The 19,966-nt window shown below is 31.1% G+C and carries 23 protein-coding genes; all 23 read left to right on the top strand.

All coding sequences use genetic code 11. The features are described from left to right. The first annotated feature begins 9 nt into the window (after window positions 1-9). The gene (locus IEV77_RS17450; RefSeq protein ID WP_229736628.1) at window positions 10-753 is read left to right on the top strand and encodes a hypothetical protein; all 744 of its coding nucleotides are present in this window, start codon (window positions 10-12) and stop codon (window positions 751-753) included. 63 nt (window positions 754-816) lie between these two features. Beyond that, window positions 817-1,506: a metallophosphoesterase family protein gene (locus IEV77_RS08995; protein ID WP_188463979.1), complete on the top strand. Its 690-nt coding sequence runs from the start codon at window positions 817-819 to the stop codon at window positions 1,504-1,506. 154 nt (window positions 1,507-1,660) lie between these two features. Further along, the gene (locus IEV77_RS08990) at window positions 1,661-1,951 is read left to right on the top strand and encodes a putative quinol monooxygenase (protein ID WP_188463977.1); all 291 of its coding nucleotides are present in this window, start codon (window positions 1,661-1,663) and stop codon (window positions 1,949-1,951) included. Between the two features lie 26 nt (window positions 1,952-1,977). Next, on the top strand, window positions 1,978-2,472 hold the full coding sequence (locus tag IEV77_RS08985) for a PPC domain-containing DNA-binding protein (protein WP_188463975.1): 495 nt from the start codon (window positions 1,978-1,980) through the stop codon (window positions 2,470-2,472). 145 nt (window positions 2,473-2,617) lie between these two features. Continuing rightward, window positions 2,618-3,118, top strand: coding sequence for a hypothetical protein (locus IEV77_RS08980; RefSeq protein ID WP_188463973.1), 501 nt, complete (start codon window positions 2,618-2,620; stop codon window positions 3,116-3,118). Between the two features lie 323 nt (window positions 3,119-3,441). Next, window positions 3,442-3,786 carry a hypothetical protein gene (locus IEV77_RS08975; RefSeq protein WP_188463971.1) on the top strand — a complete coding sequence of 115 codons (345 nt, stop codon included), beginning with the start codon at window positions 3,442-3,444 and terminating at the stop codon, window positions 3,784-3,786. 109 nt (window positions 3,787-3,895) lie between these two features. Next, complete coding sequence (gene map / locus IEV77_RS08970) at window positions 3,896-4,660, top strand: type I methionyl aminopeptidase (protein ID WP_188463969.1); 765 nt, start codon at window positions 3,896-3,898, stop codon at window positions 4,658-4,660. 164 nt (window positions 4,661-4,824) lie between these two features. Next, window positions 4,825-6,528 (top strand): amidohydrolase, encoded by a 1,704-nt coding sequence (locus tag IEV77_RS08965; protein WP_229736627.1) that lies wholly within the window; start codon window positions 4,825-4,827, stop codon window positions 6,526-6,528. A gap of 366 nt (window positions 6,529-6,894) precedes the next feature. After that, on the top strand, window positions 6,895-7,425 hold the full coding sequence (locus IEV77_RS08960; RefSeq protein WP_188463965.1) for a hypothetical protein: 531 nt from the start codon (window positions 6,895-6,897) through the stop codon (window positions 7,423-7,425). Window positions 7,426-7,586: 161 nt separating this feature from the next. Next, on the top strand, window positions 7,587-8,348 hold the full coding sequence (locus IEV77_RS08955; RefSeq protein WP_188463963.1) for a hypothetical protein: 762 nt from the start codon (window positions 7,587-7,589) through the stop codon (window positions 8,346-8,348). Between the two features lie 246 nt (window positions 8,349-8,594). Further along, the gene (locus tag IEV77_RS08950) at window positions 8,595-9,233 is read left to right on the top strand and encodes a hypothetical protein (RefSeq protein WP_188463961.1); all 639 of its coding nucleotides are present in this window, start codon (window positions 8,595-8,597) and stop codon (window positions 9,231-9,233) included. Window positions 9,234-9,379: 146 nt separating this feature from the next. Next, on the top strand, window positions 9,380-10,369 hold the full coding sequence (locus IEV77_RS08945) for a hypothetical protein (RefSeq protein WP_188463959.1): 990 nt from the start codon (window positions 9,380-9,382) through the stop codon (window positions 10,367-10,369). A 149-nt stretch (window positions 10,370-10,518) separates the two neighbouring features. After that, the gene (locus tag IEV77_RS08940; RefSeq protein WP_188463957.1) at window positions 10,519-11,508 is read left to right on the top strand and encodes a WG repeat-containing protein; all 990 of its coding nucleotides are present in this window, start codon (window positions 10,519-10,521) and stop codon (window positions 11,506-11,508) included. A 154-nt stretch (window positions 11,509-11,662) separates the two neighbouring features. Beyond that, the gene (locus IEV77_RS08935) at window positions 11,663-13,501 is read left to right on the top strand and encodes an ankyrin repeat domain-containing protein (RefSeq protein ID WP_188463955.1); all 1,839 of its coding nucleotides are present in this window, start codon (window positions 11,663-11,665) and stop codon (window positions 13,499-13,501) included. 398 nt (window positions 13,502-13,899) lie between these two features. Next, window positions 13,900-14,487, top strand: a complete 588-nt coding sequence (locus IEV77_RS08930; protein WP_188463953.1) for a hypothetical protein — start codon at window positions 13,900-13,902, stop codon at window positions 14,485-14,487. A gap of 16 nt (window positions 14,488-14,503) precedes the next feature. Next, complete coding sequence (locus IEV77_RS08925) at window positions 14,504-15,022, top strand: hypothetical protein (protein ID WP_188463951.1); 519 nt, start codon at window positions 14,504-14,506, stop codon at window positions 15,020-15,022. A 137-nt stretch (window positions 15,023-15,159) separates the two neighbouring features. Further along, on the top strand, window positions 15,160-15,804 hold the full coding sequence (locus IEV77_RS08920) for a hypothetical protein (RefSeq protein WP_188463950.1): 645 nt from the start codon (window positions 15,160-15,162) through the stop codon (window positions 15,802-15,804). A gap of 137 nt (window positions 15,805-15,941) precedes the next feature. Further along, window positions 15,942-16,280, top strand: a complete 339-nt coding sequence (locus IEV77_RS08915; protein WP_188463948.1) for a hypothetical protein — start codon at window positions 15,942-15,944, stop codon at window positions 16,278-16,280. Window positions 16,281-16,540: 260 nt separating this feature from the next. Then, window positions 16,541-17,245, top strand: coding sequence for a hypothetical protein (locus IEV77_RS08910; protein ID WP_188463946.1), 705 nt, complete (start codon window positions 16,541-16,543; stop codon window positions 17,243-17,245). A 173-nt stretch (window positions 17,246-17,418) separates the two neighbouring features. Continuing rightward, entirely contained in the window at window positions 17,419-17,652 is a 234-nt protein-coding gene (locus tag IEV77_RS08905; protein ID WP_188463944.1) for a hypothetical protein, read from the top strand. Between the two features lie 2 nt (window positions 17,653-17,654). Further along, window positions 17,655-18,050, top strand: a complete 396-nt coding sequence (locus IEV77_RS08900) for a hypothetical protein (protein ID WP_188463942.1) — start codon at window positions 17,655-17,657, stop codon at window positions 18,048-18,050. Window positions 18,051-18,224: 174 nt separating this feature from the next. Then, window positions 18,225-18,935: a DUF6090 family protein gene (locus tag IEV77_RS08895; protein WP_188464900.1), complete on the top strand. Its 711-nt coding sequence runs from the start codon at window positions 18,225-18,227 to the stop codon at window positions 18,933-18,935. A 155-nt stretch (window positions 18,936-19,090) separates the two neighbouring features. Continuing rightward, entirely contained in the window at window positions 19,091-19,711 is a 621-nt protein-coding gene (locus tag IEV77_RS08890) for a tetratricopeptide repeat protein (protein WP_188463939.1), read from the top strand. The last annotated feature ends 255 nt before the right edge of the window (window positions 19,712-19,966 follow it).

Raw genomic sequence — 19,966 nt, 5'->3', positions numbered from 1 at the left:
ATAAAAAATATGAAATACGCATTATTACTCGCACTGTTCGTTTTACAATTCACGGGTTATTCACAATCACCTAATGAAAAGTCTAATTCTGAAAAAGCTAATGACAAGATGATACTAACAATTTTCCTTAAACATGATCAAAGCATGACTTTGAATGAAGTTGAAGAGATAAGAATGGGTCAAGGGTTTTATGAAAATCTCCCTCCAGAAGGTGTGTCTGTAGTTAATTGGTTTGTGGTCATGGGACTTGGCCAAGTGGCTATATTAGAATTTCCTGCTTCAAAATTATCAGCAGTAAATTTAGCAATTGAAAGAACTGCATGGAAGGCTTTTACAACAGAAATGTATGCAACTTACAATTTGTATCCTATTATAGAACATAAGTTAAAAAATAAGTCAAAGATAGTGCTCGATTCCAAACCCAATTCTGAAAAAGCTAGTGACAAGTTGTTATTAACCATCTTTCTTAAACATGATCAAAGCATGAATTTAAATGAGATTGAAGAGATAAGAACCAATCAAGGGTTTTATGAAAACCTCCCTCCAGAAGGTACTTCGGTAGTTAATTGGTTTGTAGTTATGGGACTTGGTCAAGTGGTTGTGTTGGAACTCCCTGCCTCAAAATTAGCAGCTGTAAATTTGGCGATTGAGAGAACTGCATGGAAAGCTTTTACAACAGAAATCTATCCAACTTATAATCTATATCCTATCATAGAACATAAATTAAAAAACAAGTCAAAAGTGAATTACTAATATGTTAAGGCTGATCAACATAATATAAGCTTAAGGTTACAAGGTATAAAAACACAAATAATTATGGCTATTTACGCAATTGGAGATATACATGGCAGCATAAACGCATTAAAAACTATTTTTCAACAAGGGTTAATAAAGGAAGACGACCAAGTAGTTTTTCTTGGAGATTACGTAGATAAGGGAGCTAATAGTAAAGGCGTTATTCATTGGTTAATTGAAAAAAGCAAAACATTCAACTTCCATTTTATTCTTGGCAATCATGAGATCATGATGACACGTGCTAAATCTTCAGCTGAAATAGTTGAGCATTGGTTAGAAGATTATGGAGGATCACTGACATTAAACTCCTATAAAATTAGTGATAACCCAAATTGGATGCATCAAATAGATAAAACGCATTGGGACTTTATAGATTCTTGCTTACCTTATTTAGAAATTGGAGAATTTATTTTCGTTCATGCAGGACTTGAAGAAAACAAAAGTCTAGAGGAACAGGATGAGCATTATTTATTTCATAAGAAGTTTGAAAAACCCACAGTTTATGACCCAAGTAAAACTGTGATTTGCGGGCATACAGCTCGGAAAAATGGGGAAATAGCAGATTTTGGTCACACCATTTGTATTGATACCTTCGCCCATGGTGGCATGTGGTTAACTTGCTTGAATGTTGAAACTGGCGCGTTTTTGAAAGCGAATGACAAAGGACAAATAGAAAAAGGAAAATTAGAAAGAATGTACTTAATCCCTTAAATTGAATGTAGCTAGCTTGCGAAAAATATGCTGCATCATATGAAGTAGATAAAAAATGCAATGGAACTGTTACACCTCAATTAAAAGTTCAAATATATAGTCTGAACTCAAAAAAGAAAGCATACCTAAAAAATTAATTTTAAAAGTATTTATTATGAGCAAATTAAAAATTATAGCTACAATTATTGCAAAACCAAAATTTAAGGAAGATGTTTTAAATATGTTGAAAACCGTAACCGATGCCACACGGAAGGAGGAAGGTAATATCTCTTATATTTTACATGAAGATATTAATAACAGCTTAAAGATCCTGATTTTGGAGGAATGGAAATCTCAAGAAGCGATCGACTTTCATAATCAAACAGAGCATTTTTTAATATTAAAAAACGAACTTGGAAAAAAGGCCGATAGTTTAGCGATAGATATCATAAGAGAGTCTTATTAATTTTATAATTTAAAATAGTATACAAAATGAAACGTTCAATTTTAATAGTACTGTGTCTTGCAGTATCTTTTCTAGCAAACGCACAATCAAATTCTAACCTGTACACTTACAAGCAGTTTGGTAACAAGTACGTTATTAGTATTCAAAACCATTCTGAGATTACAAAAGCAATCACAGCGTTTGTTGAAGAACATGATATAAAAGCAGGAACAATTTCAGGTCTTGGTGCTGTAAATGAAGCTACTTTAAGATTTTTTGATCCAGCTACTAAAGAATTTGTAGATAAAACGTTCTCCGAACAAATGGAAATCACCAACTTAACAGGTAATATCTCTCAACAAAATAATAGCCCTTACATACACATGCATGTAACCCTTGGACGTAACGATTACACGGTATTAGCGGGACACTTGCTTACAGCCAAAATTAATGGAGCTGGAGAATTTATTATAGAAAGTTTTGATGGAACCGTTAATCGCTATTATGATGAAAATGTTGGTTTAAACTTGTACAAGTTTTAGAAACTTAGAAAAGAAGACAGCTAATCAAAGTATATAAGAAATAGCCAAAACAGTAGTAAATTTAAGGCTTTTGGCTTCTATCAAGCTTTGTGCTAAGCCAAACATTTGAAAAATCAATTATAATTAGATTTGAAAGAAATAGAAAATGAGGAAGATAGTTATAGCTAGCGGAATTTTCTTAATAGTATGTATTGGTTTTATATTTTATTTCCTTTTTAAACCTAAATACAGAAATGTTTCAAATGAAAAACCATTTTCTGAAATTGTAAACAAAAAACTCATAACAAAAAAACGCGCTTTATTATTAAATCCTATAGATAGTTCAAAGGATGAAAATTACAGCTATCATTTAGAAGATGGTACTAGCTATGGAATGGATTCTGGATTAGAAATAATTGCAGAAATACCTATAGCAACAGAGGTTATAATAGATAAGGTGGAATTACATACAGGTAGGGTAAGTGGAACCACTACTGCGTATCTTTTTGGAAAAGTATATAGTGAAGACATTCAAGGGTGCTATAACTTTCAATATACTTGGGGAGATTACCATGTCTTATATGAAGATAAACCATATTGGACTTTCCCTCTTGCTTTTTGGCAAAATCAACCATTAACCGAAAAATATGTTATTAAAGTTCCTTAATTGTTGAATAGCTTTTTGAAAAAAGAACTGGAAAATTATTAATAGATACATGTTTTCTAGTATTAAATGATTGAAAAAGCCGGATAGAATACAACATTTACACTTTGATTTAATATTCTAACTGAATGAGTTATTTAAGATATTCTTATAAAAAATAATTCATAGAAGAACACGCGGTAACACGTTATATAAAAAAGGCGTAGTTTAGTGCTAAACAAAAGAAAACTGCGTACTTGCTTTCATCTAATTTTCGTTCTTAAAATCCGCTGACATAAACACGCACTTTTCATTTACAAAACGCTTGTGTATAATGCAAAAAAACTATGGACAATTCACTGAAAATTGTATCTAAAATTCCTATTATTGAACTTTGGAGTGCTGAGGAGTTGATTGAAGCGAAAAGAGAACGCTACTTGACTAAAGATGAATTGACGGAAATATTGAAAAAGTATCCAGTTGAATTTGTTATTGCATCATTAGGAGAAAACCTTAAATGGATACCAGTAAATAAGTGCTTCGAGAATTGGAGATCTAAAATCAAAGACCACGTCACAAATAAAAACGACAGAATTAATTTAGAAGAATTTCCAAAGGAATTTGCCTATATCGCCAGCGAATGGTCTGGTAATATTCAAACACCAATCATACTATTGGAAAAATATCATTGATAATGAGAAAAGCAATACATACTACACGATATATAAAAACACGTAGTTTAGTGATTAAAACACGTAACTACTCTTATACAAACACGGTAGTCAATTAAAAAAAAACGAAATGTCAATAACAAAAGAATCCGAATTAATCGGAATGAAAAAAATTAGTGAAGTTGTTGGAACCACACTAAAATTAATGAGGGAATATGCTAAAGTTGGAATGTCTACTAAAGAATTAGATGAATACGGAGGTGAAATTTTAAAGCGTTATGGTGCTAAATCTGCACCTTATAAAACGTATGGGTTTCCTGGTTATTCTTGTATAAGTATAAATAAAGAAGCAGCCCATGGAATACCATCAAATAAAAAAATATTGAAAGAAGGAGATTTAATTAATATTGATGTTTCTGCGGAACTTAACGGATTTTGGTCTGACAATGGTGGCTCTTTTGTTCTCGGAAAAGACATTCATAATCACCAACCTCTTGTAGATGCCTCTAAAAACATTTTACGTAAAGCTATAAACAATATTAAAGGCGGAGTGAGAATTTCTGAAATTGGATATTTAATTGAAACTGAAGCAAAAAAGTCAGGATTTAAAGTTATTAAAAACTTGGCAGGTCACGGAGTCGGAAGAAGTTTACACGAAGCCCCAGAAAATATTTTAAACTACAGAGTTAAAAGTAACAGAGAACGATTCAAAAAAAACACAACAGTAGCAATAGAAACCTTTATCTCAACAAATTCAACTGTTGCTGTAGAATTGAATGACGGTTGGACTTTAGTAGGAAATAAAGGTGGGTATGTAACGCAACACGAACAAACCATACTTGTAACGGATAAATATCCTGTCATTTTAACAGAATCGAATGACATTTGGAATTAAATAACTGGCTACAACCCTGCAAATAATTTATTCCTAGTTTAGCCTACCTAGGAAAATACTTACTTATTTTCTATCTTGCCTGTTTGCTTTTATTTGCTAATTTTAGCAATTAAACCAAATAACTCAGTAACATTAACACAATGTTAATAATTAAAACGTCCCATATGAAACTATTGAAACACCTATCACTAATGTTAAGTATCACTATGTTATTCTCTTGTCAGGATAACAAAAAAGAACCCATTGAAAATAATGCACAAGTATTTTTTGGTGGTGATATTATTACCATGGTTGGCGATACACCAGAATACGCGGAGGCTGTTGTAGAAAACAATGGAAAAATCGTCTTTGTAGGTTCGTCAGATGAAGCGATGACAATAGCCGGAAAAGGGCATAAAATGATTGATTTAAAAGGAAAAACACTCCTACCTGGTTTCATTGATGCTCATGGACACGTATATAACTCGGGGTTAATGAGCTTGGCAGCAGGGCTCCTTCCTGAACCCGACGGAGACTGTGGATCTATTGACGTACTCATTGAAAAAATGAAACAATGGCAAATAGACAATCCAGAAATCATTAAAAAGTATAATGTCATTTTAGGTATGGGTTATGATGATTCTCAATTATCCGAAAAAAGACACCCTACAGCCGATGATTTAGATAAGATATCAACCGAGATTCCTGTTTTAGTCGTGCACCAATCTAGTCACCTAGGATCCATGAATCACAAAGCTTTAGAATTAGTAGGCTATGTAGATGGTGTTAAAGACCCAGAAGGTGGTGTCATACGCAGAGAGCCAGGTACCAACAAACCTAATGGTGTCTTAGAAGAAATGGCCTTTTTCGCCCCACTAATTAAGCTCATGGGACAATTAGATTATAATTCTAATTTAGAAGTCGCTAAAGCTGGTATGGCTTCTTATATAAAATATGGGTACACTACAGCTCAAGAAGGAAGAGCTACCAAAGATGTTTGCGAAATATGGAAAACATTAGGAGAATCGGGAGATTTAAAGATTGATGTTGCAGGCTACCCAGATTTACAAATAGAAATGGACTATATGATGCAAGAAGGGGTACAAAAAGAGTATAAGAACCATTACAGAACTGCCGGTGTTAAGCTAAGTTTAGATGGATCACCTCAAGGAAAAACAGCTTGGATATCTGAGCCTTATACCAGCGATAAAAATAATTCAGGATATCCTGCTATTCCGGATAACGAAGAAGTACAACGCTTAATTGATACGGCATTTGTTAAAAATTGGCAAGTTCTAGCACACTGCAATGGAGATGCGGCGTCAGACCAATACTTAAATGCATTAAAAACAGCCACAGCAAATTACTCTAATAAAGGCAGACGAGATGTTATGGTTCATTCTCAAACAGTAAGGCTTGATCAATTGGACGATATGAAAACCTTGGGTATTATTCCTTCGTTTTTTGGAATGCACACTTTTTATTGGGGCGATGTTCATGTAGAAAATCTGGGAAAAGAAAGAGCCTATAAAATTTCACCAGCGGCTACGGCAAAAAAGAAAGGCATGTTATTTACCCAACATCACGATTCGCCAATAGTTTTCCCTAATAGTATAATGATTTTACACGCTGTTGTCAATAGAACCAGTAGAACTGGTCAAATAATAGGAGCAGATGAGCGCATTAGCCCTTATGATGCTATTAAATCCATAACATCAGCTGCAGCATATCAACATTATGAAGAAGATTTAAAAGGCGATTTAACTGAAGGAAAACTCGCCGATTTTGTGATTTTAGATAAAAACCCATTAAAAGTAAGTCCCGATAAAATAAAAGAAATACAAGTCTTGCAAACCATTAAGGAAGGACAAGTTGTATATCAAAAATAAGTGTTGCCAATAACTATTCAAATACAAAACCTTCTAGTAACGGAACTACAATAGTAAAAGTCAAATACAATAAAACATCTTTTAGAATGAATGAAAAGGTGCAAATCTAAAAGACTAGAAATATAATTATTTAAAACACTTGAATATTGAGAACGTTTTAAATTTACTGGTAATCGAAATTTTTAGGTTCATTGTAAAAAAAATTCAGATAAATAGAGTAGGGGTAACGACTTCCATAAACCATGCTTTGTAAAATGGTATATATTAGCAATTGGATAGCCCACTTATTTTAGGAATATGAGTATATTTCAAGTCTATATAACAAGTTGTGTGTAATATGAAAAAACTCACGAAATCAATTAAATATTGGAAAAAGAATTAGAATTTTACAGTTTATTTTCAGCTCAAAAAAGTAAAGAAGCTGTACTAAAATCAAACTTCTCATCTGACTTCTTTGATGTCTTTAGCGATAAAGTCAATTTTGAAATTCCGGTTTTAACTGAAATTGTTTTAGGAAAAACTATGTATGACAAAATTGATTTTAACGACGGAATTAACTTTGTGATTTCTGAACAGTTTTTAAAAATTTTAACGGAAAACAAACTTACTGGATGGAAAACCTATCCTGTAATAATAAAAAATACGGATAAAAATTATTACGGATTTCAAATAATTGGAAAATCTGGACCTTTAAAAGAAAAGAAACAAAAAGGATTTCACATTGGCTACGAATTTAACAAAACGAGTTGGGACGGAAACGATTTTTTTACACCTGAAAAAACACATTTAAGATTTTTGAGTGAAAGAGCTAAAGAAGTTTTAAATTGTGAAAAATTAACCAATATCGAAATTGAAAATATTAAAACAATTGAAAACTACTCTTTTGGAGAAGAATAAAATACTACGCACAACACCGTATAAAAATAATTGCGGTTTAGTGCTTAATCAAAGGTCGTTGCGTGTTTGTAACATCTGATTTTCCTTCGGAAAATCCTCGCATACAAACCCGCAACTATTCTTATACATAAACGTTAGAAATAATTATAAAAAAAACGAATATGAATTTTAAAATCAAATGGACTCTAAATTTTTTCTTGATTTTAATATTGTTATGTATAATTTCTTGCAATTCTATTAGGTTAAAGTCTTCTGGTGTTTTAGACGAAAAAATTAAAATTGAAACACTAACAAATAGAAATAAGAAAGTAGCCTTTCTTCCTATTCAACACATTGGCAAAATAAAATATTATGACGATGTCTCAAAAAAAATTGATTCTCTTCAAAAATTGAATTACGTGGCTTTTTATGAAAGTGTCAGTACTGAATTAACTGATTCAGCAGCTATTGATTTGCTTGATAGAAAATATAGAAAGATAGTTGGTAACCTTCAAGCTAAAAGCGGATATTTAGACACTATAAACAACAAACTTTACGGTAATATCGATAACGATAAAAAACATAATTTAATTAATCAGCCCGACTATGACAAGATGAATCTTGATACGTTAAAAGCGGTTAATGCCGATGTGACATTCGAAAAGCTAATTAATGATTTTGAGGATAAAAACGGTCTCATAAAATTAGATGAATGTGATTTTAAAACCCACATAGATTCTACTTACAACTGTCAAACATTATCAAATAAAATGCAGAAGAATTTTAGAAAAGATTTCGTTTTAGGTCTAAGAAATAAGTATTTAGCTAAATTAATTAATAATTCTGATTCAACTGAAATATTAGTAATTTATGGTTCAGCACATTTTAAAGGATTAGTTTCTGAATTGAAAAAAATAGATTCCAATTGGAAGTACGAAAAATAACTATTGCTAACAAAGTACTGTGCTAAAAAACAAATAATACTCCTTAATTTCTTAACTAACTCACCTACAATTTCATCAAAAAGAAGTCGGCATCTGCCACTCTCAAAGAAAACGCAAATAAATAGAGTAGGGGTTACGGGTTCCATAAACCATGTTTTGTAAAATGCTATATATTAGCAATTATTGCTCCCTTATTTTAGGGATTTGAGTATATTTAGAGTCTATATAACACGTTGTCGCACTTTTATGAAACCAGTTATTCCATTAATATTACTTCTAATTTTAAGCTCTTGTGCCACTAAAAAAAATACTGCAAAAAATAACGCAGCTGATTTTACTCTTTGGAGAATTACTAAAGAATTAGAGAATAAAAATATAAACTATATTAGTTTAAAAAAAAGCTGTGCTGAAGAAAATCACCTAAAAAAACAAAATTCGGATAATTGCGCTGAATGTCTATCTCATTATGATACATATATTTTTTGGAAAGAAAATAAAAAATTACTAATTCAAAAAAATGATAATTGCAGTGAATTTTATCCAATTGAATTGACAGATTTTGACCCAATAGAATATCTATTTAAAAATCAAACCAAATTAATTGATGAAAATATCGGACAATTTAAAATTGACGATAATAGTTACTCAATCATTACTAATTCTTGTAATATTTCGTATTATATTCGGAATAAAAACAAAACATTTTTAAAAGAATTCGAATTATACGATTTGGAAACTTCTGAAGATAGCATAAATTTAAATTATGAGAGTAATAATCGTTTGGCTATTATTATTTTGCACAAAAAATTAATAGATATAATTGATAATTTAGAGACAAAAAAGAAGTTTGAACGGAATAGAAAAACGTGCTACAACAGGGTGTGAAAAAATCCGTAGTTTAATTCTAAACCAAAGAAAACTGCATACCTGCTTTCATTCAATTTTCATTCTTGAATTCCTCTGACACAAACACGCACTTTTCATTTACAAAACCATTACCACAAAATTCCAACATCAGAACCGATTAATTTATGATAACACATTCCAATATTCTAGATCTTAATTCGAAAAGAAAATATTTACATTTTGTAAAAAACTATAAGAATCTATTATTTACAATACAAGAAGATAACATTTTAACAATTTGGAAAATTGAAGTTCCTTTCCAGCTAAGGCAATTAGTAAAGATACCGCTGGAAGAACGTTTTTACGAACCTAATTTTCAATTTATAGATAATACTCTCTTGTTAAGAGGCAATAGAGGGAATAAAATTGCAATTATAAACTTTCAAAATCTTGACAAACCTACTGTTATAATTAGGCAAAGAGAAATGGGCTATATAAAAGGTGCCTGTATAGCAAAAGACAAATTATACATTCAGATTTCTTCTCTTTATAATAAAGACTATAGATTTGAGGTTTCTGACATTCCAACTATTAACAACACAGATCCAATATCAAAAATCGTTATACCAGATAAGAATGAAGAATCTTCCGCTTTTTACTCTTTAGTTTTTAATGATACAATTTATTGGGTTAATCAAGATTCTATATTTTTAATGGATATCTCAGAACCAGACCATCCAAAATCAATAGTAACAAAAGAAATAGTTAATTTAGGAATAGGCTATCCAATACTATTATCAGATAATAGAATGATTGTTTTTGAGATTGCAAGTGATGTGAGAATTGGGTTAAACTATTTAGATATTTCAGGTAATAATGTAAAAAGAAAAGCAAAAGGATTGTTTAAAAATCACTGCATTAGAGGTTGGCAAGTAATAGATAATACATTATATATGGTGCATTTAGACTTAAAAAACATGAATAACGAACGAAAATATAAAACTTATTTAAGTAGTATAGACCTAAGTAGCGACCCTGTTATCAACTTCACAAAAGAATTACCTATTATAGAAGTTTATGGTGAAGATAATACAACTATAGTTTGGTATTATATAAGTAATAACAAACACATTATCCTTCAAGGTAATGGAACTTTTTATGAGCTACCTTTCTAAAAAAAAGATTTGCCAACAATGGCTATAATTAATACGGGTACCCGTTTATCTTTCGCAAGAAATTTTATCTTAGCAAATAGATCACGGTTCCGAAGTTCGCAATTTCGCAAAGCCACGAAACATTAGAAAATAGTAAAAAAAAACAAAATATGTTTAGATATATCATCAGAAGAAATGGTAAATATGGATTCATTAATGAAAACGGAGAAGAAGTAATTAAACCTGTATTTGAAAGAGTTTCGGAATTTAATGAAGGTCTTGCTTGGGCAGTAATTGAAAGAAATGAAAAGTGGTTTTCAGGATTTATAAATGAAAACGGAGAATGGCAAATTGAGCCCACTTTTTCTGGTTATGGCTGGTCTATGTTTGAAACAAGTCTTTTTTCTGAAGGATTAGCTCCTATTCAATCTGATAACAAAAAAATGATGTATATCAATAGGCTTGGCGACCCTGTAACCGACTCTATTTACGATCAAGCATTTCATTTTTCGGAAAACCGAGCACTTGTATCTATAAATGGGTTATTTGGCTTTATAGATGCGTTAGGCAATCAAGTTATAAATTGTCAATATGGCATAAATCAAGCTTTTGAATATAATAGCAGGTTTTCAGAAGGACTCGCAATGGTTCGTTTTAATATTGGTAACGACGGACTTGAGAGCGAAAATAATTATGGATACATAAACAAAAGTGGAGAGATTGTTTTTGAACCTGAAAATTATTACGGGAATGCTTTTTCAGAAGGATTTGCAATGGTAAAAGACGGTTTCGATTATTATTTTATCAATTTGGAAGGAGAAATTCCTTTTGAAAAAACATCCCAAGTAGCAACGATGTTTTCAGAAGGACTAGCGAATATTTATGATAATGAAACTGAAAGTTTTGGCTTTATAAACACAAGCGGTGAATGGAGTATTGAACCAAAATTTAAAGAGAGTTTGAGGTTTTCGGATGGTTTGGCTTGCGTGAAAAGACTTGGTATGAAAGCCAAAGGATATATAGACAAGAAAGGACAAATAGTAATTTCTGAAAAGTTTAAAACAGCTTTGCCCTTTAAAAATGGGCTTGCCTATGTTGATCAGGGAAAACAAAAGGGATATATCAATAAGTTGGGTGAATTTATATGGCAATCAAAATAATGCTATTCTTAACTATTAAAAAAACCTGGTAACACGCGTAACACCCTGTATGATGCTACGCTTGTTATAACAAACGTTAGCCCACATTTCGACTGTATAACAACTTGAAGTAACCAATCGCAAAACTCAAATTGTTGTAATAAGCACCTATACTATGATGGAAATAAAGAAGATTATTGATAAAGGAGAATTGAATAACCTTAAAGAAAAAGTAAACAATGGCTTTGACCTTACAATACTTCTTGAAGATGGTTCAACAATCCTTCATTATGCCGCAAACCAAGGGCAAGATGATATTATAAGTTATCTTCTTGATCATGGATTAGATATTGAAGCAGAATCCAAAGAACAAGTTCGACCTTTGCAAATGGCTGTTCACGCAGAACGTATTTCTACAGTCAAACTACTACTACATAGAGGTGCCAATATTCACGCACAATCTGAGAATAGCTATCAAGTCATTCACACCGCTTGTTTTTATAATCAACCTGAAATTCTACAATACCTAATTACTCATGGAGCAGATGTCAATGCAAAGTTTGATGAAGGAGGATGTGCTTTAAACATTGCTGTAGAGTATGGGTACCTCCAACTGGTAGAACTACTAATTGCAAATGGAGCTGATGTAAACAGTATTGATGATACTTTATTCACGCCTCTTTATTATGCCACAAGACACAATCAAGGAGACCTTTTTAAACTGCTCATCAATCATGGAGCAGATACAAATCACCTACTCGCCAACGGGATGAGTCTGCTAATGTACTGCGCCAAAAAAGGAAGCGACAATTGCGTGAAACCACTTATTGAGTCTGGTTACAATTACAAACAAGAAGTTAATGGTGAAAGTCCTTTACATGTTGCGGCCATTGAAGGCTATGGATATGTGCTTGAAATGGCAGCTAAAGCCGGAATAGATATTGACTTTAAAGATAGCAAGGGTAAAACAATGCTTGACTACACCTTTGAACATGACAATTCTTTTGCTACAAAAACACTCATAAAACTGGGTGCGACACTTTCTAATCAACAGCTTATATCTGCGGCTAAATTTGGTCACCATCAATCATTAGTTGCAGTAGCTAATAAGCAACCCGACACAATATTTCAAGATGGTAGTTCTCTCCTTCATCTCTTAGTTGACGAAGGAGAAAATGAGCTTCTGGAAGCAGTGCTTCAAAAGTCAACAAAAACAATAAATATTCAGAATAAAAAAGGAGATACCGCGCTTCATATGGCTACCTATGCTTACAATCAAACACCAATTAAGCTACTCATTGAAGCTGGTGCAGACCCATACCTACTCAATAAAGTAGGCGAAAATGTTCTTAATACAATCAACCCAGATATGAGCTGCGAAAGCGTTTTGTACTTCAAGGATGCAACAAAGCTCTTTTTTCAAAAAAGCCAATATAATGAAACGCCAATAGAAGCTGTCCTTCGAAAAGGATATTTTAAATCTTTGCCCGCATTTATTCAAATTTATTATGAAATGGGTGATGATACAATTTATAAAAACGGCTTTACAGCACTTCAAATGGCCGCGGCATTGGGCATTGGTAATGCCATGGAGGTACTTACCAAATCTGGTAACCTACATTTTATAAATGAAGATGGAGAAAACCTACTCGCTTTTGCCATAAAACTAGAGCCATACAATAAAGAGTTTAGTTATACCCAACGTCTTCTTGATGCAGGGCTTAATCCAAATACAACAAATAAAGAAGGAAGCACACTTCTTCACATTTGCGCAAAAGGAGGGAAGTCATGGGCAATTGATGTACTTCTTAAGAATGGTGCTAATGCAGATACACTTGATCAAAGAGGAAGAACTGCGCTTCATTACGCCGCTGAATCTGGGTTTCATAATTTAGTACCTAGCCTCCTAAAATATGGTGCAACTCCCAGCATAAAAGACAACGAAGGTGTTACACCCAAAGAATTAGTAGAAGCTTACTCTCATGAAATTGCGGAAATGTTCAGCAATTATTAGCTTACTGTATTTGTGTCAACCAGACTATTTAAGAAACAAAGTAAATTTTCTAAGACATAACAAAGCCTGTTTCTTGATAAGGTGAGCACATTTTAATTGGTAGTTATGCGTATAAAAAGTAAATGTGGGCTAACTTCAGAAGTACGGCACTAAAAAATAATTAAAAATCTAATAATTTATTAATTGCCCACCTCTAATTTCCTCAAAAAGAAGTCGGTATCTGCCACAATTAAAGAAAAACTCAAATAAATAGAGTAGGGCTTACGCGTTCTATAAACCATGTTTTGTAAAATGGTATATATTAGCAATTGGATAGCCCACTTATTTTAGGTTTATGAGTATATTTATAGCTTATTTAACAAGTTGCCTGCAATATGAAACGAAATTTCTAACAAAGAATGGAATCAAAAAAAATATTTATAGTACTTGGAATAATAGTGCTTATTGCTATTGGTTACTTTTATTGCTATGTTAAAGCATCAGGTTCAATGTATAGTGTTGCTAACAAACTTGATGAAAGTCCTTTTTTTATGACTACCCAACCAATAATTGTTAAAAATATATCACTACCTATAGGAACAAAAATTATATATGAAAAACAATACTTTTGGGAAAAATATGAGCAGAAAAAATTACTCGATGAGAAAGATATTTTTGAGATTTCTTTTAAAGAAGTAATATACTGGGGAGGGGTACCAATCTCTAAAATTCTTCAATTTTATAATCCAAAAATGATAGGCTTTTCTGTTTATCCCGATTTCGATAAATTAAATAAAAATAAAGAAACTCAATTTTCTAACCTATGGCAAAGTTGTAATAGTGATTTAAGTATCAATGTAAAAGACATAAATGATTGGTCTTTTAATAAAAAAAATATTTTGGATATTGAAGGCTGTGGAAGTTATCAAAGACATTTTAGCGAAGATATAAAGCAACAAAGATTTTTAGATAATTTTTATGATGAATTGATAAAAATAAGAGATTAAAGGTTGAAAAACTTACATGAAAAATACTGACAGGCAACAATTTACAGGATGCTTAGCTTGTTATACCAAACGTTATAAGGTATTAAAAAAAACAGTGATTAAACAAATAATAATTTTAATAGTGATGCTTCAAATAGCCTCATTAAGTTACGGGCAAAAAAACAATAAAATAATGAAGATTGAAGACATCGAACTTTTTCAAAAAAGTATTGAATACCCTTATCAGGCATCAGAAAAAAGAAAAATGACTATTCTAAATAATATGAACAAGCTAGAAAAAGGAATGACTAAGGCTCAGGTAATAGAATTAATGACTTTGCCTGATGATGCAAATTTGACGTACGACTTCAAGAAAGCTAATTCTGATAATGTTATTGGGTTTTCATTAGTTTATTTACTGAGAAGAAATATAGAATCAGGTAGTGGTCTTGAAAAAAATGAAAAACTTTTAAGAATTCATTTTGATAATTATGATAAAATTATTTGGTCTCATTCAATTGACATCGATGGATTTAGAGCCATTGAAAAAGAATAAAACACCATATAATAATGGCTATATTTAATACGGGTATTACTATGTTGCAAATCCTAGACGTTGTAACAAATTCGAAAAGAGTTTTTAAGTATATTTATAGCTGATATAACCAGTTAGCAGTAAGTTAAAATAATCTTATGAAACACATTCTATTTCTTTTATCATTTGTAATTCTTTACTCCTGTAAAACCGATTCAAAAGCTGAATTAAAAGCAGGTTCTGAAGAAAGTTTTGCTTACGATATGTATGGCCTTCTAATTGAGGAATTTAATGCCAACAATGAAATTATGAAAGAGCAAATAAGTGACATTCTTTACAATAAAAATCTTATTGAAGATAATAACGCTAAAATCTATGACAGCTTAACAACTCAATATGTAGCTTATTTGGATAACACCTATTCTGAATTAATTAACCACCCAAAAACAGACCCAAGTTATTACGGTGGTGAGCTTTCCAAAATAGAATATACCAATAACTTTTTTTTCAATGGAGAAGATTATAGTGAAACAGGGACTGAATTCATTTCAAAAATGGATAATTATAGAACAGAAATTTTAAAATTGGTAAAGGATCAAAATCTAAAGAGGAGAATTAACAATATGTTGACTACAACACTCGATTCCAGTATTCGAACACGTGATGGCCAATTAATTAAAGCATTAGATTACTTTTATAAAGATATGCCTTTAATAAGTGTTCTAACTCGAATTAAAAATAAGGAAAGGTCAATATTGGAATTTGAAAATGACTTTTTAAAAAATTTACTAATAAATAAATAAATCCTACTGCCATCACTGTATCTATAAAATGCGTGGTTTAGCGCTAAACCAAAGGAAAGTGCGTACTTGCTTTCATCTGATTTTCGTTCTTGAAATCCGCTGACACAAGCACGCACTTTTCAAATACAAAAAACAACATGAATAACGAATTAATACTCATAATTACAGTTTCTTTTCCAGTATTACTTCTAATAGTGTTTTATTTCTGGTTGTCAAAACGAAAAAAAAGACATGCGGTAACATTAAAATCTGATTGGATTAAGTTTGAAAAAGCAATAACTCAAAAACACATCAACGGAATTATAAAATACGGTACCGAACTTATATTGAACGAAAATTTAACGGATTCCCAACTAAAAATAATGAAGGAATCTGTTGGCGAATTAGTTGGAGAACACTCTCAATTGGAAAACTTAAATAATTTAATCTACAACAAATTTTTACATTGGAATAGAGATTATGGCGGTACTGCATAATTTAGCGAATTAGCCTACTGCCAAAAAAGTACGGCACTAAAAACTAAGTAAAAATCTACAAATTTCTCAACTAACCCACCTCTAATTTCTTCAAAAAGAAGTCGGTATCTGCCACAATTAAATAAAACACAAATAAATAGAGTAGGGCTTACGGGTTTCCATTAACCATGTTTAATAAATTAGTGTAAATTAGCATGGTTAACCCTTTTATTCTAGGGATATGAGTATATTTAGAGTCTATATAACGAGTTGGCAACAATATGAACAAACTCCAAATTAAAAAAATAAATAAAGATTGGAAAGACGCTTTTCCCGAACTGAAAACGATTGGATCTAATCAATTGTTTGAGATTGTTGGCCCTATTCTTGTTGGAATAGAACTAGTCAAATCAAAATTCCAAAATCAATATCGACCTTATATCGTAATTTCTTCTTTGTTCGGTTCTGATGTGGCAACTAATCGAGGTGGAAATCAGCTTAAAAACTGCTTAAACTCACCTGATTTTTATTTCGGTCTAGTTAATCAAAAACAAATACAATTTGATATTGGTTATGACAGTACACCTGACAAAATAAATGAGGCTATTAAAGAAATGAAAAAGCAACATTTACCATTAGAACAAAACATAACCGTAAATGAGCTTTTTGACTTTATTGATTCACACAAATCTCATACTTCAATCATTTCTGACAGTTCTGGAGCTTTAGCATACTTAATGGAATTTAAATACTTATTAAGTGTTTACTTAAACAATGAAGAATTAAAAAATAATGTACTTGCCGAAATTGAATCTGACAAAAAGTTTTGGAATATGGAACATTTTGAAATGTGGATTGGAGATTATAATGATTGGATAGAAAAACTAAAAAAAACAAAACAATCGGAATTACTTAATTCAATAAATAAAATTCTATCTGACTCAAAACTGAAAAAAATAAACCGATTTGACCTGAAAAATGAATAAACAAATAAATACTGTTGCCAACACTGTATATAAAAAATGCGTAGTTTAGTGCAAAACCAAAAGTAAGTGCGTACTTGCTTTCATCCGATTTTCGTTCCGAAAATCCTCTGACACAAGCACGCACTTTTCATATACAAAACCGTTACCATACATTTAAGAAAAACATTGCTAATATGAAATTATACCTTTCAAAATCTCATTCTGATGATGACGGATTCTTTCCTGAACAAGGAAAATCTGGAATTATTTTTTCGTCCAAATCTGATGTTATGAGATTATGCGAATTTTTTGAGCAAGTTAAAAAGCATATTGAAAAGAACGATAATTGTCATATGCATTTTAGAGATAGTTTTTCGGATTGGAAAAAAGAAAAACATATTGATATAGAAATTAATGTTGAGGATTAATTATGACCAATAAAATGTTAGAACATATTAAATTCATTCTAATCGATGCAATTAATGATAATATTCAAGGAATGTATGAACTTAATAATTCTGTAAAAAAATATTACCCTGAATTAGAAACTCAAAATGGAACTGACTTTGTTTGCGGAAAAATATTGTCTGAACTAATTGCTGAAAACTATGTAAAAGTTTTCAAAATGACCAATCCTGAATTTGAGAAAATTGAAACAATTAATAACAAAATCGGACTGACAATAGCTTCGGACAAAACTAATTGGATTGAATACGAAAATGAATGGATTTACGGAATTGAAAGTGTGGATTTGAAAAAATCAGTTGAATTGGAAAATAAACTGTACGAAAAAATAAAAACGTATGGTAACACCGTGTATAATTAATTGCTTGGTCACTGCCGACTTACGAACATTCCTGCGGAATATTCTATCTGTGATTTATTTGCTAAATTAGTTGCTTAACTACGCAACTAACCATACACAAGACCGTTGTGCTTCATTACCAGAAACCGCTAACAAATGATAAAATTCTTTAGAAAAATTCGACAAAACTTACTTATGGAAAACAAAACTGGAAAGTATTTTAAGTACGCTATTGGCGAAATTGTACTTGTAGTTATTGGTATTCTTTTAGCTTTACAAATAAACACTTGGAATAATAACCAAATTGCTAAAAAACAACTAAAAGAAACTTACGAGCAAATACAAACAGATTTAAAAGCTGACACTACCAATATTGCACAGATAGTAAAATTATATGATGAAAAAGATAAACGGATTCAAAATATTATTGATAGGAAAATTAAGTCCTCGTTTTACGACACTATAAATTCGCTTAACTATAAGGATTGTAAAATATGTATAACTGAATCCACAAATTTTGTCGAGATTAAACCAATAACAAAAGGTTATGGTTTACTTAAAAATATTATTGCAGTTATCGGAAATACTTCAGATTCACTTCCAGATAAAATTGAACAATTTTATACAAATGGACCACCAATATTAGAGTCTGATATTCAATCTCTTAAAAATATCACGTTCAAAAATGTAGAAACACATCAACAATATTCTTGGTTTGTAGATTGGGCAGAAAAAAAGTACAATAAAGAGTTTTTAAGTTACATTTTTGAAAGTCAGGAATATCGAAATCAATTGGCAAGATATCGTATTATGTACAAAAGAAATTACATCAGAAACTTAAAGTATTATAGAGAATTATCCATTGAAATTTTAGACCTGATTGAAATGGAGCTAAATAAAAAATAACGAAAGCACAACACCGTATATAATTTATTGCTGGTTCTAGCCTGCTTACGAAAACCCTCACGGATTTTCTATTCGGTTTTTATTTGCTAAATTTAGTGCTTAAACACGCAACAAACCATATACAAACACGTTGTACACAATTTAAACAAACCCAGATGAAACTGAACAAATTACTATTTCTTTCACTGCTTATAATATCCTTGAATAGTTGCAAAGACAATAAAAAAGCATCAATTAACGATGAACAAAACAAATCAATTCCTGGCGATTATTACGAAAATGAAAATGCAGAAGAACTAAACGAAAAAGGAATAGAATTTAGTAAAAATGGAGATTTTGATAAAGGAAAAGAGGTTTTTCTAAAATCGTTAGAATTGGACCCAAATAATCCTACTACATTGAGTAATTTAGGATTAAATAGATATTTAGATTACGATTACGATAATGCAATAAAATATTACCAAAAATCATACGAAGTTTCAGATTCAACATATCATATTGCAGGAATAAATTTAGGATTGACCTACTTCTATAATAAAGAGTTTGATAAAGGTGTTGTAATTACCAACTATGTTATTGAAAACAGCGACGATAAGGATATTTTATCTACTGCCTATGTTCATAGAGCATTAAATTATCTTGGTAAAAACAACTGTGAAAAAGCTCAAACTGACTTAAATTATATTGTAGAAAATTTTCAAGGAATCGGAAACACTGAATATCACATAAAAGATTTGACCGAAAAAATAAAAAACTGTGTACAACAACGTATATAAAAAATGCGTAGTTTAGTGCTAAACCAAAGGAAAGTACGTACTTGCTTTCATCCGCTTTTCGTTCCGAAAATCCGCTGACACAAGCACGCACTTTTCATTCACAAAATCGTTGGCATCAAGCCAAAGAAATTTCCAAACTTAAATTGAATACAAGTAGGTAGAATAATCTATTCTAGTCCATAAGTTACTAAGCACTTATACCTTTTAAAATCATCAAGATCGCTCAACAATATATTGATATAACTAAAGTATTAG

Origin of the sequence: Xanthomarina arctica (genome assembly GCF_014638915.1) — a bacterium.
Taxonomy (GTDB): Bacteria; Bacteroidota; Bacteroidia; order Flavobacteriales; family Flavobacteriaceae; genus Xanthomarina; species Xanthomarina arctica.
Note: the sequence above shows the minus strand (reverse complement) of the source record. Positions and strands in the feature narration are given on the sequence as shown.

Coding starts and splice junctions, on each gene's coding strand:
- IEV77_RS08980 (WP_188463973.1), top strand. CDS start 2,618: ATGAGGAAGATAGTTATAGCTAGCGGAATTTTCTTAATAGTATGTATT.
- IEV77_RS08900 (WP_188463942.1), top strand. CDS start 17,655: ATGACCAATAAAATGTTAGAACATATTAAATTCATTCTAATCGATGCA.
- IEV77_RS08895 (WP_188464900.1), top strand. CDS start 18,225: ATGGAAAACAAAACTGGAAAGTATTTTAAGTACGCTATTGGCGAAATT.
- IEV77_RS08945 (WP_188463959.1), top strand. CDS start 9,380: ATGATAACACATTCCAATATTCTAGATCTTAATTCGAAAAGAAAATAT.
- IEV77_RS08925 (WP_188463951.1), top strand. CDS start 14,504: ATGAAAAATACTGACAGGCAACAATTTACAGGATGCTTAGCTTGTTAT.
- IEV77_RS08935 (WP_188463955.1), top strand. CDS start 11,663: ATGATGGAAATAAAGAAGATTATTGATAAAGGAGAATTGAATAACCTT.
- IEV77_RS08955 (WP_188463963.1), top strand. CDS start 7,587: ATGAATTTTAAAATCAAATGGACTCTAAATTTTTTCTTGATTTTAATA.
- IEV77_RS08940 (WP_188463957.1), top strand. CDS start 10,519: ATGTTTAGATATATCATCAGAAGAAATGGTAAATATGGATTCATTAAT.
- IEV77_RS17450 (WP_229736628.1), top strand. CDS start 10: ATGAAATACGCATTATTACTCGCACTGTTCGTTTTACAATTCACGGGT.
- IEV77_RS08915 (WP_188463948.1), top strand. CDS start 15,942: ATGAATAACGAATTAATACTCATAATTACAGTTTCTTTTCCAGTATTA.
- IEV77_RS08965 (WP_229736627.1), top strand. CDS start 4,825: ATGAAACTATTGAAACACCTATCACTAATGTTAAGTATCACTATGTTA.
- IEV77_RS08995 (WP_188463979.1), top strand. CDS start 817: ATGGCTATTTACGCAATTGGAGATATACATGGCAGCATAAACGCATTA.
- IEV77_RS08950 (WP_188463961.1), top strand. CDS start 8,595: ATGAAACCAGTTATTCCATTAATATTACTTCTAATTTTAAGCTCTTGT.
- IEV77_RS08985 (WP_188463975.1), top strand. CDS start 1,978: ATGAAACGTTCAATTTTAATAGTACTGTGTCTTGCAGTATCTTTTCTA.
- IEV77_RS08890 (WP_188463939.1), top strand. CDS start 19,091: ATGAAACTGAACAAATTACTATTTCTTTCACTGCTTATAATATCCTTG.
- IEV77_RS08910 (WP_188463946.1), top strand. CDS start 16,541: ATGAACAAACTCCAAATTAAAAAAATAAATAAAGATTGGAAAGACGCT.
- IEV77_RS08975 (WP_188463971.1), top strand. CDS start 3,442: ATGGACAATTCACTGAAAATTGTATCTAAAATTCCTATTATTGAACTT.
- IEV77_RS08920 (WP_188463950.1), top strand. CDS start 15,160: ATGAAACACATTCTATTTCTTTTATCATTTGTAATTCTTTACTCCTGT.
- IEV77_RS08930 (WP_188463953.1), top strand. CDS start 13,900: ATGGAATCAAAAAAAATATTTATAGTACTTGGAATAATAGTGCTTATT.
- map (WP_188463969.1), top strand. CDS start 3,896: ATGTCAATAACAAAAGAATCCGAATTAATCGGAATGAAAAAAATTAGT.
- IEV77_RS08905 (WP_188463944.1), top strand. CDS start 17,419: ATGAAATTATACCTTTCAAAATCTCATTCTGATGATGACGGATTCTTT.
- IEV77_RS08990 (WP_188463977.1), top strand. CDS start 1,661: ATGAGCAAATTAAAAATTATAGCTACAATTATTGCAAAACCAAAATTT.